This window comes from Streptosporangium amethystogenes, from assembly GCF_000721075.1.
GTDB classification, from domain to species: Bacteria; Actinomycetota; Actinomycetes; order Streptosporangiales; family Streptosporangiaceae; genus Streptosporangium; species Streptosporangium amethystogenes.
The window spans coordinates 256,670-270,359 of the sequence record NZ_JOEQ01000002.1; the positions used below are offsets into that span (position 1 = coordinate 256,670).

A 13,690-nucleotide genomic window follows, 5' to 3' on the forward strand; every position below is an offset into this window, starting at 1 on the left:
ACTACCGCGCCGCCTCTCTCACTGCCGCGTCAAGCAGGGCAAGAGCCTGATCCTCCTTCATATCGGCCTCATCCCGCCACCGATATGCCTGCCTTACCGTCTCCGCGATCCGCTCTCGATCTTCCGGGGTGCACTCGGGCACGGGAATCTGCCGCCGAAGTCCCTCGTGAATGTCCTGCTGCTTTCCACCGGTACTCATTGACCGGATAACTCGAAAAACCACCTCCGATCGCAAAAAAGCGAAGAGGTAGGCACCAGAGAAGTCGTCATCCGCCGATACCACACGAAGAAAATCTTCCGAGTAACCGTGCTTAAGCCAGCTTCCAGTAACAAAAAGAGCTCTCGAATAGACCTCACTGTCACCCAAAGTTCCACGTGCGGCCACCAAAATGGTTTCATCATCGGCTCGCACCATTTGAAGATCAGTGGAGCTGAGCGCAATCCATCGACCTTCAGGACGAAGCCAGAATCCTTGCCGCTGACCGATGAGTTTCACTCCACTCACAGGATCACTATCAATCCGTTTGAAGCGGTTCCCGCGGCTAAGTTGTCCCCCCGAGCAGATTTCCCCAAGGGTGCGGTGGGGAACGGAGCGGAGGGTCTCGATGAGGCGCTGGGCTCGGGGGGAGAAGTTGAGCGCGCGCAGCGATGTGGGGGTGAGGCCGGAGACGGAGAAGTCGAGGTCACGGGGCAGGTCGTGCCAGTTGAAGTCGATGAGCTCGGGCAGGCCGGCGCTTTTGAAGAGGTCCTGGGTGGCATCGGTGATTCCGGCCTGGAACCGTGCCCGGAGCACCATGGCTTCCTGGATCAGGAAGTCGATCCGCCGCTCGACCTCGGCATCGACCCGGGGAACGGGAAGATCCACGATATGCGAGGGCTCGATATGCCTGACACTTGTCCCGTAAATCCCCCCCTTAATCATTGGCACCCCGAAAGGGCTGGCGAGGAAGGTGTAGAGATATCCTGCGGAAATCCGACTCAAGTCGGGAACAACACGTAGGACATGCTGACTGCACGCATATCCATCCATATCAAGACGTGCGTAAGTAACCCTCCCCGCCGTCATCCCCGAGCAAGTGATAAGAGTCCACCCAGGCTCAAGTCCAAGATTGGAATTGACTTGAAACGAATTTTTAGTGATCATCGCGAGAGAAGACAGATCAGACTGGAAGATATCCGCGCTGGAGAGGAAGGGAACACCGTGCTCCGGATCGGTGGTCCAGTGCCTCTTGAACCTTCCGGCGTTGAAGATTCCCTCGGTGACCTCTCCAAGAGACTCGGTCCGAGGCAGTCGCTTCAGGAACATCCGCGCCGCGTAGGAGTCCGAGATGTAAGGGCCGGGGTCGAGGCGGAAGCTCTGGTCGGCCAGCCAACTGGCACGGACGGGGTTGTCGAGTTCGGCAAGCTTCACGAATTCTCCGGGAACCAGGCGCGCAGGTGCTCACACAGGTGGTTGAAGGCGGGGTCCTGACAGTGCCGTACCGAGATCTTCTCGGCGAGGCGGCGGAAGGCTGCGTTGGAACCGTCGGCCCGATGGCGGCGGCGCAGGTGGTCGAGGGCCGCCTTTGGGTCCGGCGGCTTGAGGTGGTCGTGCGGCCAGTGGCCGCTGTCGGCGAGAATCCGCCGGAAGTCGGTGGCGCACTTGAGCGCCTCGGCGACGTTGGGGTTGTCCTGCCAGACCCAGGCTTCCAGCTCGGGCTCGATCACCACCACGGCGTACTGCTCCCACACGCCGTCCAGGCTCTTCTCGATGTGCTCGCGGATGGCCTGCGAGCCGGGGCTGCCGTCCCAGTCGGCGTCCAGCATCACCACCGCGCGCCGATGAAGTGACTCGAAGGGGCGTAAGAGCTCACGGGCCGTGCCGTACACCCCCGGGTCCTTGGTCGGGGCGACGAAGAGATCCTCGCGCGGATCGAACCCGAACGGTCCGCAGCGGATGCTCCGGTGCGCCTGCGCGCGGCCGAGAAAGCCGCGGAGCATCTGGTCCATCCCGGTGTCGGCGACCAGGAAGACGACATCGCGCCTGATCATGACAGCACCCCCGCCGCGAACAGGGTGCCGATGTCGAGCGAGCCCTGCCAGTCGCGGAGCCGGGGGTGCCGGTCACCGGGGATCACCTGCACCCCGCCGTCGTCGAGCCGGGCGGCCAGCACGTCGGTGAGATCGGTGTGTGCGAGCACGATCGGCGAGTGGGTGGAGATCCAGACCTGTGAGTCATAGAGCGAGCTGAGCGACTGCACCACCGTCTCGATCGCGCGAGGGTGGATGCCGTTCTCCGGCTCTTCGGTGACCAGGAGGGTGGGGAGCACCGTACCGTCCAGATAGGAAAGCAGGGTCAGCACCAGGATGCGCAGGGTTCCCTCGGACAGCCCCGAGGAGGTGACCCGGTAACCACCGGCGTACTCCACGGCGAAGTAGGCGTGGTGGTCCTCCTCCCGCTCGATCACCGTGATGTCGGCGATCTGCGGGAGCGCGGTGCGGACGTGGTCGATCCAGGAGGCGAACCGCTCCGGGTCCCGCTGCCGGAGGTCGAGCGCGAGCCACGGCGTGTTCATCCCCGAGGGCATCAGGCGCGGCGCGTACCCGGGAGGGGCCGGTCGGCGCAGCAGATCCCAGTCAGGATCGAAGAAGACCACGCCTTCGCGCAGGAGCTGCGCGAACCAGAGCGCCGCCGGGAACAGGGTGGGGTCGGCGGGGACGGCCCCCAGGGCGAGCTGCCCCTGCGGCACCCGCAGTGGCGGCAGGTCGCTCTCCTGCGTCGTCGTCTCGTGGATGAAGCGGGTCGGCGACCGGCCCTCGCGCAGGATGACCGGCTGCCACTCGGCGTGTCGCAGGGTCGTGCCGCTCACCGTGATTCCCTGCGGGAACTCACCGGCCCGGGGTCGCGGGCCCTGGTCGGAGAAGAGGAAGAGGTATTCGTCGGCGACGTTGAGCGCGTGCGGACCGACCTCAAGGCGCAGCTCGTAGCGCAGGTGCGTCGGAATCCGCTGGGTGAGCTCGGCGAAGGTGGTGTCGGACAGCACCTCCACGACGTCGTCCGGCAGCCGCGCCTCGATCGCGAACGCGATCGCGTCACCCTCCCCCTTGTGCAGCAGCTCGACCAGGCTGTTCGCCCTGGCCGGCACGGCGGGCCGCTGCGGTTCCAGGAAGGCGGCGACCGCCCGCTGCTGGCGGACCAGGTCACCGATCAGGACCGGGATGTCGAGCAGCGTCGTCTTTCCCGCGCCGTTGGCTCCGGCCAGCACGTGGTAGCGGTCGAGATCGATGCCGAGGCCGGGAAAGCAGCGGTAGCCGTACGCCTCGATCCTGGTGATCACCGGCTGACCCCCGGCTCCGGGTGCCTCTCGCGGAACCGCCGGTACGCCGCGGCGATCTCGGGCAGGTCGTTGTCGATCGCTTTTCGCTTCCTGACCAGCGTGCGGACGACATCCTTGCCGTTGATCCGGATCCGTTCCACCTCCCGCTGCTCTTCGAGAATGATCTCGCCGTCCGGATGGCGCCGGTAGACCGGGTTGTTGCGGCGGTCGACGCCGACCTTCTCCGCGATGGCCATGAAGACCGGATAGTCCTGCTGCGCTCCCATGGTCGCGGCCATCTTCTCCTGCTCGGTCTTCTTCTTCAGGAAGAGCAGGGTGGTGAGGATGTTGACGTTCGCCTCCGCGACGAACGTCTCCACCGGCAGTTCCACGCTGGCGAGCACCCAGCAGTTCTCCAGGATCCAGCGCCGGATGGCCTCGTCGGTGGGGCCGGGGTTGGAGAGGATGCCGTTGGGCAGCACGATGCCGATCCGGCCGCCCTCCCTGACCCACTGGACCGCCCGCTGGATGAAGAGCTGCTCGGGGGCCATCGCCGGGATGTCCCTGCTGCTCGCCACCACCTGACCGGTCTCCCGGTCCCGCGACCAGGACTGGGCGACCCCGTCCCGATAGTGGCTGAGGACGTCCTTGTCTTCGATCTTGATGTCGGTCCCGAAGGGAGGGTTCGCCAGCAGCACGTCGATGCTGCCGAGCGGGATCTTCTTCTGTGCCTCCGCCAGGCCGGGCAGGTGACCGCCGGGGAAGGCGAGCGAGTCCATGTTGTAGATGTTGCCCGCGCCCCCGGTCAGGGTCATGATGCTCATGCTCGTGGCACGGACCAGGAACGGGTCGAAGTCCGCGCCGAACAGACACTTCTCCGCGTAGGCGGCGATCCGGTCCTGGTGGTCGGCCAGTTGTTCCTCGGTGTCCGGAAGCCCGGGAGTGCCCTCCTCGGCCCGCCACTTGTTGAGCAGGTGCCACAGGGTCTCACGGAGGAAGCCGCCGGTCCCGCAGGCCGGGTCCAGTACCTTTTCGCCTTCCTTGGGGTCGAGCATCTCCACCATGAGCGCGACCGCGCTCCTCGGTGTGAAGTACTGTCCCCGGTCACCTCGGAGGTTGGTGCCGACGAGCTCCTGGTAGGCGATGCCCTTGACGTCCATGTCCGTGCCGGTCAGGTCGTAGGGGGCGAGCTCGCCGACGATGAAGGCCAGCGCCCGGGGCGACAGGGTGATCTCGTCGCGGGCACCGAAAAGCGGGTATTCCCGCTTCACCTCGTGAAAGAGCGTGAGCACCCGGGCCTCGATGGCCTTGCGGCCCTCGTCGTTGAAGGGCTCGCCGGGCAGCGCGTAGAACTCCGGGGCCCTGCGGTGCCTGCGGCTCATCCGCTCATCGTGCATCTTGGTGAAGAGCAGGTAGAGAAACTGCCAGAAGGCGGCGTCCTTGGGCAGGCCCTCGTTTCCGTGGATGTAGTTGTGACACCGGCGGAACGCCGTCTTGAGCATCGCGGCCTCGCCGCGCCGGAGCCTCGCCACCGAGGCCACCGTGCCGCTGCCCACGCTCTCGTCGGCGACCGGCCAGTCGGCCCGGGGCTCGAACTTGGCGCCGAACCGGGTCGACTCCTTGTAGAGGAAGAAGAAGTCGAGGCCGTTGGTCCACATGCCGTACTGGGCGAGCGGCGTGTCCTCGGTGCCCAGCAGGGTCTCCAGCTCGGCCAGGTCCTCCTGGGCCTGGCTGAACATGCGGATCTTCGTGACCGTCCGGCCAGGCTTGGGCTCGGGCTTGCACACCACCACCCGGCGCAGATTGGCCAGGGTCTTCGGGGCGCCGTGCGCGAAGACGGCGATGTCGGCCTTCCTGGTGGCCTTGCGCTTGCCGTCGACCTGGACCGGGACCGGGAAGTCCCGTGCCATGTCATCCACCGAGATGCCGTACTCGTGGAAGAGCACCCGGGCGATCCGCTGCCGGACGGGTTCATTGCCCTTCAGCTTGACCGGATCGCCGGTGATGAAGTCGATGGTCTCGTCCTCGGCGAGCGAATCCGGTGTGCTCTCCCCGGCTGACGTGGCCTCCTCGGGCTCGCCGATGTCCAGGCCGACCTGCTCCATATATGGTGCCCCTCGCTCATCCACGCGTGTCTCGCCGATCCGTGCCACCGGCACGTCCGCGACCTCGAATCCTATGACTCAGCAGGACGTTCGACACCAATGACGCGAGACTTCACCTAAGGATCGCGACCATAACCACAACTACCGACATTTCCTGAAAAGAGGCCCCGATCACCTCGGAGCCCCTCTTCTGTCCGGCGATCGGTCAGAAGACAGGTTCACTGACCAGGCAGGCACGGTGCCCCGATCACCTCAGTGCCCCACTGTTGTCCAGCGGTCGGTCAGGAGACAAGCTCACTGTCAGGCAGACACTGCACCCCGATCACCCCAACACCCCACCACTGTCCAGCGGTCGGTCAGGAGACGAGTTCGCTGTCCAGGTAGGAGCGGAACTCCCTGACCTGGATGGTGTCGTAGGGCTCAAGGCGCTTGGCGAACTTCCGGACGCGTTCGACGGAGCGAGCCGACGTCAGTGATTTGGCCATCGGGATCGCGGCCCGAGCCGAGTCGACCGCCTGTTCCACCTCGCCCATGCCTAGATATGCCTCGGCGACGCTCACCTGATTGATTTGAGCCGCTCGGGGACGCTTCACCGTGAGTTCCCGCACCGCGAACTCCGCGCAGTCGGCCGCCCTCCGGTAGTCGCCGAGCAGCTTCCAACACCTGCTCATCCTCGCGGTCAGCTCGGACTCGTCGTTCCAGGCGACCCAGGCCGGGTCACGGTCGGTGGCTCCCTGGGTGTACGCCCGCTCGGCCTCGGTGAGCAGCCGCTCGACCTGCTTGGCGCTGTGCCCGTCACTGGTCTCGGCCGGTTTCGCCTGTGTAGCCGTCGCCCGCGCCTCGCCGATCAGCAGCATCGCCATCACACGGGGAGGCGCCTGTGCCCGGCGGGCCGTGTCCACGGCCGCCCTGGCGAGCCAGACCGCCTGGGCACCTTGCTCCAGGTGAACCGCCTGATGGGTCATGGTCGCCAGCACCCAGGCACCCGTCAGCGCATCATCACCGACCTTCGCCAGCTTGAGCGCCTGGCCAAAATAGTGTTGGGCCTGACCATGGTGGTTCAGGTCGAAGGCGGTCCAGCCCGCCATCTGGGTCATCGCCGCAGCCGCCGTCATCAACTCGGCCCCGACCTTGTCGTCGTAACGGCCCCGCAGCAACGGCGCGACAGTGGTGTTCAGGTAGTCCACCACCGCCGGACGCACCAATCCGGCACCGAACTGACGGTCCATCTGCCCGAACGCCTGTCGCGCCTCGACGATCCGCCGGACGTCGGAGAGCCCGACAACCGGCCCCGACCCCTGATACGCCGCCGACGCCTCCGGGACGCCATAGCTCCACGCCGACAGCCAGCTGCCGAAGGCCGCCGGTACGAACGGCAGCGCGGCCAGCACATGACGCCGCTCCGGATCCACGTCACACCTCCACAGTCGGTCTGCCGTCTTGACCGTAGTTCCAAGGGAGAAGTCGCTGAAGTCCGGAATCAGCCAGGCTTCCGTGTCGACCGGGGCAGTGCCCTCGATCCACCGCTCGACCTCGGCCGGGTCCACCCCGAACACCTCGGCCATCCGCGCCCGATACACCGGACGGATCTCCTGACGCCCCCGCTCCCACCGGCTCCACGTCGTCGACGACACCCACAGCGCTGCCGAGATCTCGTCCTGGCTCATCCCCATCCGCTTACGAGCCCGTACCAGCTCCGGACGTCCCGCACCGTGATCCGCGTCGCCCATAACGCCCTCCATCACCCAGAGCAACGAATCGTCAACCCATTGTCAACGACGACGCCCCTCACGGCTCACCCGTCGATGGAAACGCCTAGAAAACGACCAGCCGACTGGATGATCCCCGTGACGGGCGGCAGCGGCATCCCTCTCCCGCACCCCGCGCGGGGCAGCGCAACGCCCGCACCCGAACCTGGTCGCCGCCCGCCCCATGGCGTTTCCTACTGGAACCCGAAACGGTCACCGAAAGTAATGGAGCGCGCACATGTGGCCAACCTTCCACGGCCCGGCGGACCTGCCCGGCGTCCCGGTCGTCCCCCGCCAGCGGACCACCCTCCCTCCCGAAGGGGTCACCGTCACCAGCACGGGAGACCCCGAGGAGGCACTGGGCCAGGTCGGCATGCTGGTGGCCGTCCTGCGTCCTGGCTCGGCCTCCCGCCGGGCCCGCGCCGTGGTGCGCGAGGTACTGCTGGCCGAGGGGGTGCCCGGCGACGACATCGCCGACGCCGAGGCGGTCGCGGCCGAGCTGGCCGCCAACTGCGAGCGGCACGCCCGCCCGCCGTACGAGATCCGGGTCTTCGACCTGGCAGGCGTCCCCACCTGGTGCGAGGTCGTCGACGGCGGCCCCGACCTGGGCTGGATCCCCGCCGTCCTTGACTCCTCCCGTCCACGGATCGTGCCGGACCTGTTCGCGGAGAACGGCCGAGGGCTGCTCCTGGTCCGGGAGCTTTCCCAGGGGTACTGCCGCGCCTACCCCACGACGACCTTCACCACCGACGCACCGGCCAAGGCCGTCGCCTTCGCCCTCCCCACCCGCTGGGGCACCCGCCTCACCTGCCCGCCGCTCCTGCACCTGGGCCGCCGCTCGGCCCGTCTCCGACCGGAGCCGTGAGGTGGGGCTTGAGCACTCGCGGTCGCCGCAGCGGTCGCCGGAGCCCTGCTCGTCGCGCCCGTCCGCCGCAGGCTCGGCGGGGTCGAAGCCATCGCGATCAGCCATCCGTACTTCCACTGCTCGATGGTCGCCTTCGACGCGCCGACCACGACTGATGGTCCGCCCCGACGAGTCGGTGGTCTTCTGGGAGGTCGGCTCCCACGAGATCCTCGAACGCATCGTGCACACCGGCAGCACCGAGGCCGTCCGCCACCTCTCCTTCGCCCTGGATGATCAACCACTGGAAAAGATCGTCAAGGTGAGGGATAGTCCCTTGGTGTCGCAACCAGAGGAAGCAGAAAGCGCGCGCCCGCTGTGGCGGGACCGGAACTTCAACGTCTTCTGGGTCTCCCAGACGCTATCCGTCGCCGGAGACTCGTTCGCCTACATCGCCATCCCGCTGCTGGTGCTGAACGTGACCGGGTCGGTCGCGCAGATGGGCCTGCTGACGGGCGTGGCCGGTGCCGCGTCGGTCGGTGCCGGGATCTTCGCCGGGATCCTGGCCGACCGGCTCGACCGGCGGACCCTGCTGATCTGCTGCGACCTCGCCCGCCTGCTGCTGTACGGGCTCGTCCCGCTCGTCTGGGCGTTCGGCCCACAGGTCTGGCTGCTGTACGTGGTGCTGCCGCTCAGCGAGGCGATCGGGATGGTCTTCCAGGTCACCTATGTGACCGCGGTGCGCAACCTGGTCGAGGGCGAGCGCATCACCGAGGCCAACGGCCGGCTCTACGCGACCGCCGCGGCGGCCGGTGTCGGCGGGCCGCTGCTGGCCGGGGTGGTCTCCGGACAGTTCGGCCCCACCGCGGCGATCGCCGTCAACGCGGCGAGCTTCGCGCTGTCGGCTGCGGGCCTGTACTTCGTCCGGTTCAAGCGACCCGAGGCCGGCACGCCCGCGCCGGCACGGCAGAAGCCCTGGCAGGAGCTGCTGGCCGGTGCCCGGTTCCTCTGGCGGCACCCGGTGCTGCGCTCCCTGACGATCCTGCTCTCCTTCTTCATCTTCTTCACACTCGGCATGACCGACGTCCTGATCTACCACCTGAAACACGATCTGGGTCACTCCGACGGCACCGTCGGCACGGTCCTCGCGGTCGCCGCGATCGGCACGATCGCCGGAGCCGTGCTCGTCGCGCCCGTCCGCCGCAGGCTCGGTTTCGGCGTCACCTGGATCGGCGCCCTCGCGACCAGCGGGCTCGCCATGGCGTGCGTCGGCCTCTCCGGCCGCGTCCCGGTGATCGCCGCCCTGATGGCCGTCTACCTCTGCGGCGTCAGCGTGGCCGGGATCTGCTCGATGTCCCTGCGCCAGCAGGTGACCCCGGACCATCTGCTCGGCCGCGTCACCTCGGCGTTCTGGACCATCCACTTCTCGCTGGGCCCGGTGGGCGCGGCCGTCCTGACCTGGGGCGCGGGCGGCTACGGCGTCACCGTGATCTGCCTCCTGGCCGGCACCGCCTGTCTCCTCCTCGCGACGGTCGCACTCTTCACCCCGATCCGCCACCCCACCCCCGAGCACTTGGCGCCCACCACCTCATGAGGCCGGAGATCCGGCAGTGAGGTGACCTCAACGACCTTCATGTCAGGATTCGGTGCGACCGCCTCGGCGGGCTGATCCATGAGCGCAGGCCGGGTTTCCGGCACCCGCAGGCCGAGCGGGCCGCCGCCTGGCGGCCCGCTCGGCCTTCCGGGACCCGGGTCAGCTGTTCGCCGCGGTGAACGCGGCCGTCCCGCCGACGAGCGGCAGCATGACCGTGCTCTTCGTCGTGTCGAGGTGCAGCGTCGCGCCGGGGGTGGGCCGGATGGTGTACTCGTAGTCGCTCGACAGCAGCACGATGCCGATGCGGTGTCCCGCCGTGAACACATAGTCATGCGGCTGCATGTCGAAGTCGAGGCGGTACGGGCTGCCCGGCTTGACCGGCTCGGTCTTCGAGATCGACTTACGGTTCTGCGGATCCGCCCAGCCCCGAGTGATGATCTTCGCCTTGCCGTTCTGGTCGTAGTCGACGAGCAGCGCCGTGACGTTCGCCGCCGGCTGGCCGAAGGACGTCCGCAGTGATACCTGCGGCGTACCGCTGAGCCGGACCGCACCGGTCAGCGTCCCCGACTTGTAGGCCAGGCGGTTGGGGGACGTCACGGCGTCGGCGAGGGTCAGCGCCCGCTTCGAGGCGTCGTCGACGATCGTCTCGGTCACCGGCTTGCCCTGGCGGGTCTTGTCACCGGTGAGGACACCGGCGGTGCCGTCCGTGCCGGGCTCCAGGTTGAGCTCGGTGGCGGCCGCGGCCGGCTCGGGCCACTCGGGGTATTCCACCAGCGTCCTGTCCTCGCGCTGGATCAGCGCCCGCTGGTCGTTCTCCACGCCGTTCTGCTGGCCCCACAGGTAGCGGGTGAACCAGCGGTTGAGCACGTTGACGCTCGGGGAGCCGCCGTGCCCGCCCTGGTGCAGATAGATCTTGTGCGGCACCCCGCGCGCCTTGAGCGCCTCGTACCACTGCGCGGCGTGCTTGGTCTTGACGTTCCAGTCGTTGAGCCCGTGCGCGACCAGCGTCGCGGCGTGGACCTTGTCGACGTCGTTCAGGTAGTTACGCTCATCCCAGAAGGCGCTGTAGTCGCCGGTGACCCGGTCCTGCGCCTTGGCGAGCTCCTCGATGACGCTTCGGCAGATCTGTTTGTTCGCTCGGGTGTAGACGTACTCCGCGAGCACGTCGGCGTCCTCGCCCTGGTAGCCGCCCGGGGCGACGACGGCGCCGTTCGCGCGGTAGTAGTCGTACCAGCTGGAGATCGCCGAGATCGGCACGATGGCCTCGAGACCCTCGACACCGGTGCTCGCGACCGCGTTGGGCAGGGTGCCGTTGTACGACGTGCCGATCATGCCGACCTTGCCGGTCGTCCAGGTGGCATCGACTTCCCTGCCGGTGGCGTCGTAGGCCTTCGCCCGACCGTTCAGCCAGTCGACGACCGCTTTCGCGCCGATGGTCTCGTTGCGTCCACCGGTGGTGGGACAGCCGTCGGACTTACCGCTGCCCAGCGACTCGGCATGGACCACCGCGAAACCGCGAGGCAGCCAGTTGGACTCGTGACTGGTGCTGATGGCGGGCTGCGGGCCGGTGCCCGTGACGGCCTCGTCACCGTCGGCCACGCCTGCCACGCCGGCGGCGGCCAGTCGCTCGTCGGTCGCCGGATCCTTCACCGAACCACCGCGGTTCATCCAGCCCTTGCCCGGACGGAGTGCCTCGTGGAGCTCGTGGTCGACGTTGTGGTTCGCGACCGAATTGCCGCCGGCGTAGTAGGGGCTGACCTCGTACACGACGGGCGACTTCAGACCGGCCGTCTCGGTCTCCCGGAGGCGGGTGACCTCGGTGTGCACCCGGTCGTTGCGTCCGTCGCCGTCACTGTCGATCGGGGTCTCGACCCACACTTCCTCGCGAAGCCAGTCATTGCGGTTCGCCGAGAACACCGGCTGGGCCATGCCGTCCGTGAAGACCGGTCCGACGGAGGGGTCGGCGGCCGCACTGACCGGGGCCGAGGTCGCCGCGACCCCGGCGAAGGTCATGGTGGCGGCGAGACCCAGCGCCGCGGCGCCGCGGCGTGCCGACCCCGGACTACGGAGGGCGGTTGGCGCCCCAAGACCCGTCACCAGGCGTGTTACAGACATCGACCAGCCTTCCCGAACAATCAGCGCGGGGCACGAAAAGGCCCCGATCAAAGTTCAAGGGACAGTAAAAACTGCCCCAAGAAGGCTTGATGTTATGGGCAGGAAGTACGAAATGTCTATGGATGGGTACCATGTCTCGATCACTACAATTTCGACACATATCGAGCTAGATCTCGGCGGCTCTAACACCACACGTCGAGATCCGGGACCCGGTGGCGTGCCTGGAGCACCACAGGGTGCGCGGCGAACCCATCCGGCCCGGCGACCTCCTCCAGGCGGTGACCGACCGCCGCCGGGTCGGCTTCATGTACAGCTGTCCCAACCTGATCCCCGAACGCCCCGCCCTGTCGCTGCTGGAGCAGCAAGCCTTCGACCGCGCCCACGGCAGCCGATGGAAGCGGATCGCGCACACCGACAGCGCCGAGGCCGACCGCTACCCGTCCTTCGCCCTGGACGCCCCCACCCCACTGACCCCACAAGCTTGCCTCCGTCGAGGTCGGGTACGGCCCACCTTCCTGTTCGACCTCAGTTGGCGCAGGGTGCATCGCTGATGCGGGAGAGATCCAGGACGGTGTAGCGCGTGGCAGAGGCCTCCCAGATCAGGAGTGACATTTCGGGTGTCGCCGCGCCGTACCCGATCTCGTCCCGAGCGGTCTCGGCCTCGGCACGGCCAGGGAGGCCGAGGTTCCCTTTCCGCCGGGTGCAGCGGTCGTACAGCTGGAACGGGGGACCGAACTTGTTGTTCTCGTTGGCCGAGGGAAGGCCGAAGAGAACGAATCGGTCTCGGATCGGGGGCAGAAGGCCCAGAGCGAATCCCGAGACGATCGTACGCCCGGAGCCGTCTACTCGCTGCATGACGCTCCTCATGAGTTCACTGGGCGGAACGTCGGCCCGTCCGACACACCAAACGGATCCGCAGTACGGCCCCTCGACGTCGTCCAGGCGCCGCGCCTTGTTCTCCTGGTGAGTGACCAGATTGACGATGCTCTGCCGCCGCATGTCGTAGGCCCAGGGCCAGGAGGTGACGCGGAGAGCCCGCCCGGGGAGCACCTGCTTGGGCTCACCACCGGTAAGCGGGATATGCCATACGCCGTCGACCCCCCACCAGACTGCGAGATCGTCAGTGACCTGAAAGCCGCCGGAGTAGTCCTGCCCGTCGGCAGGCAGTCGGGTCACCATCTTCATGGGGCCGCCCGCTCGGGGCATGACCCACAGTTCCATGTGGCGTTCTCCGTCGTACCGCGGGTCAGGTTTCTTCTCGCCCTGAACCAGTAAGGCCACCTGTTCCGCGTTGACAGCCGAGCGTTTGATTTCAAAACACCCCTCGCAGACCGCCCACTCCGGCGCCGTGGCAAGGACAGCCTGCCGTCCTGTTCGGACGTTGAAGCTCAGGAGTGCCGGAGGATGCCCAATCGTCGTCAGGAGAGCCGTCTCCTTGCCGAGCATCGCGAGGGGAAACACCGAGTGGCCGTTCTTGAGCTTTCTGGGCACCGTGATGAGCGCTTCCGGCCACACGCCTTCGGCAGATGCTACCGGCTCCTCGGGAAGCTCTGCGGACGATTCCGGCGGTTGTTGTGATGTGCAAGCGGTCCCCGCCCCGGCAAGAAGCAGCGACAGAGCCAGAATGAACCGTCTCATACCAAGCTGGGGCTTCACTTGGTGTCAGACGGATCAACGGCGGGGACGGTTCCGGCCAGAACATCCGGACCATCCGCGCCTGCCGTCTCCAGATCGCCCCCGGTATCCCCGCCGCCCCGAGTTCAGCCCTATGGGCGGCCCCCCCCCGGATCATCGGATCGGGGGGCCGCCACAGGTGGGACGATCAGCCACGCAGGCCCTTCAGGCAGCCGTAGATGGCCACGGCCAGCACCGCCTCCGGACCCCGTCAGGTCTCCGCCGAACTTGTTCCAGACCTCGGTCACGGCGCCGGTGGCGCACTTGCCCGCCTTCCACCACGCCCACATGGCGCCGATGACCCGGATCCCCGGCCG

Annotated in this window: 10 protein-coding genes; 3 read left to right on the plus strand and 7 right to left on the minus strand. The window is 67.4% G+C overall.

The genetic code is table 11. The features are described from left to right. Nucleotide 1: 1 nt before the first annotated feature. The 5 genes from mads5 to IG98_RS0102900 all read right to left on the minus strand — a co-directional run bounded on the left by mads5 (nt 2) and on the right by IG98_RS0102900 (nt 7,131). On the minus strand, nt 2–1,411 hold the full coding sequence (mads5, locus tag IG98_RS0102880; RefSeq protein WP_030904951.1) for a methylation-associated defense system restriction endonuclease subunit S MAD5: 1,410 nt from the start codon (nt 1,409–1,411) through the stop codon (nt 2–4). Then, on the minus strand, nt 1,408–2,031 hold the full coding sequence (mads4, locus tag IG98_RS0102885) for a methylation-associated defense system protein MAD4 (protein ID WP_030904954.1): 624 nt from the start codon (nt 2,029–2,031) through the stop codon (nt 1,408–1,410). Before mads4 ends, mads5 begins: the two co-directional genes overlap by 4 nt. Then, nucleotides 2,028–3,317: a methylation-associated defense system AAA family ATPase MAD3 gene (gene mads3 / locus IG98_RS0102890; RefSeq protein WP_030904957.1), complete on the minus strand. Its 1,290-nt coding sequence runs from the start codon at nt 3,315–3,317 to the stop codon at nt 2,028–2,030. The genes mads4 and mads3 overlap by 4 nt, the downstream gene beginning before the upstream one ends. After that, the gene (gene mads2, locus IG98_RS0102895; RefSeq protein ID WP_030904960.1) at nt 3,314–5,401 is read right to left on the minus strand and encodes a methylation-associated defense system DNA methyltransferase MAD2; all 2,088 of its coding nucleotides are present in this window, start codon (nt 5,399–5,401) and stop codon (nt 3,314–3,316) included. The genes mads3 and mads2 overlap by 4 nt, the downstream gene beginning before the upstream one ends. 356 nt (nt 5,402–5,757) lie before the next feature. Continuing rightward, entirely contained in the window at nt 5,758–7,131 is a 1,374-nt protein-coding gene (locus tag IG98_RS0102900; RefSeq protein WP_030904962.1) for a helix-turn-helix domain-containing protein, read from the minus strand. A 256-nt stretch (nt 7,132–7,387) separates the two neighbouring features. Here IG98_RS0102900 and IG98_RS46510 point away from each other — a divergent pair, with 256 nt between their 5' ends. Further along, nucleotides 7,388–8,014, plus strand: coding sequence for an ATP-binding protein (locus IG98_RS46510; protein ID WP_051751414.1), 627 nt, complete (start codon nt 7,388–7,390; stop codon nt 8,012–8,014). Nucleotides 8,015–8,168: 154 nt separating this feature from the next. After that, nucleotides 8,169–9,584, plus strand: a complete 1,416-nt coding sequence (locus IG98_RS0102910) for an MFS transporter (protein WP_084195090.1) — start codon at nt 8,169–8,171, stop codon at nt 9,582–9,584. 159 nt (nt 9,585–9,743) lie between these two features. Here the strand turns inward: IG98_RS0102910 and IG98_RS44415 are convergent, their stop codons facing one another. Then, the gene (locus IG98_RS44415; protein ID WP_211263863.1) at nt 9,744–11,699 is read right to left on the minus strand and encodes a Xaa-Pro dipeptidyl-peptidase; all 1,956 of its coding nucleotides are present in this window, start codon (nt 11,697–11,699) and stop codon (nt 9,744–9,746) included. A 236-nt stretch (nt 11,700–11,935) separates the two neighbouring features. Between IG98_RS44415 and IG98_RS0102920 the strand changes: the two genes are divergently transcribed. Then, nucleotides 11,936–12,250, plus strand: a complete 315-nt coding sequence (locus IG98_RS0102920) for a hypothetical protein (protein WP_157594119.1) — start codon at nt 11,936–11,938, stop codon at nt 12,248–12,250. Here the strand turns inward: IG98_RS0102920 and IG98_RS0102925 are convergent. Beyond that, complete coding sequence (locus IG98_RS0102925) at nt 12,225–13,355, minus strand: hypothetical protein (protein WP_169750052.1); 1,131 nt, start codon at nt 13,353–13,355, stop codon at nt 12,225–12,227. The two genes, IG98_RS0102920 and IG98_RS0102925, sit on opposite strands and share 26 nt — an antisense overlap. Nucleotides 13,356–13,690 lie beyond the last annotated feature (335 nt).

Coding starts and splice junctions, on each gene's coding strand:
- IG98_RS0102910 (WP_084195090.1), top strand. CDS start 8,169: ATGGTCCGCCCCGACGAGTCGGTGGTCTTCTGGGAGGTCGGCTCCCAC.
- mads2 (WP_030904960.1), bottom strand. CDS start 5,401: ATGGAGCAGGTCGGCCTGGACATCGGCGAGCCCGAGGAGGCCACGTCA.
- IG98_RS44415 (WP_211263863.1), bottom strand. CDS start 11,699: ATGTCTGTAACACGCCTGGTGACGGGTCTTGGGGCGCCAACCGCCCTC.
- mads4 (WP_030904954.1), bottom strand. CDS start 2,031: ATGATCAGGCGCGATGTCGTCTTCCTGGTCGCCGACACCGGGATGGAC.
- IG98_RS46510 (WP_051751414.1), top strand. CDS start 7,388: ATGTGGCCAACCTTCCACGGCCCGGCGGACCTGCCCGGCGTCCCGGTC.
- IG98_RS0102900 (WP_030904962.1), bottom strand. CDS start 7,131: ATGGGCGACGCGGATCACGGTGCGGGACGTCCGGAGCTGGTACGGGCT.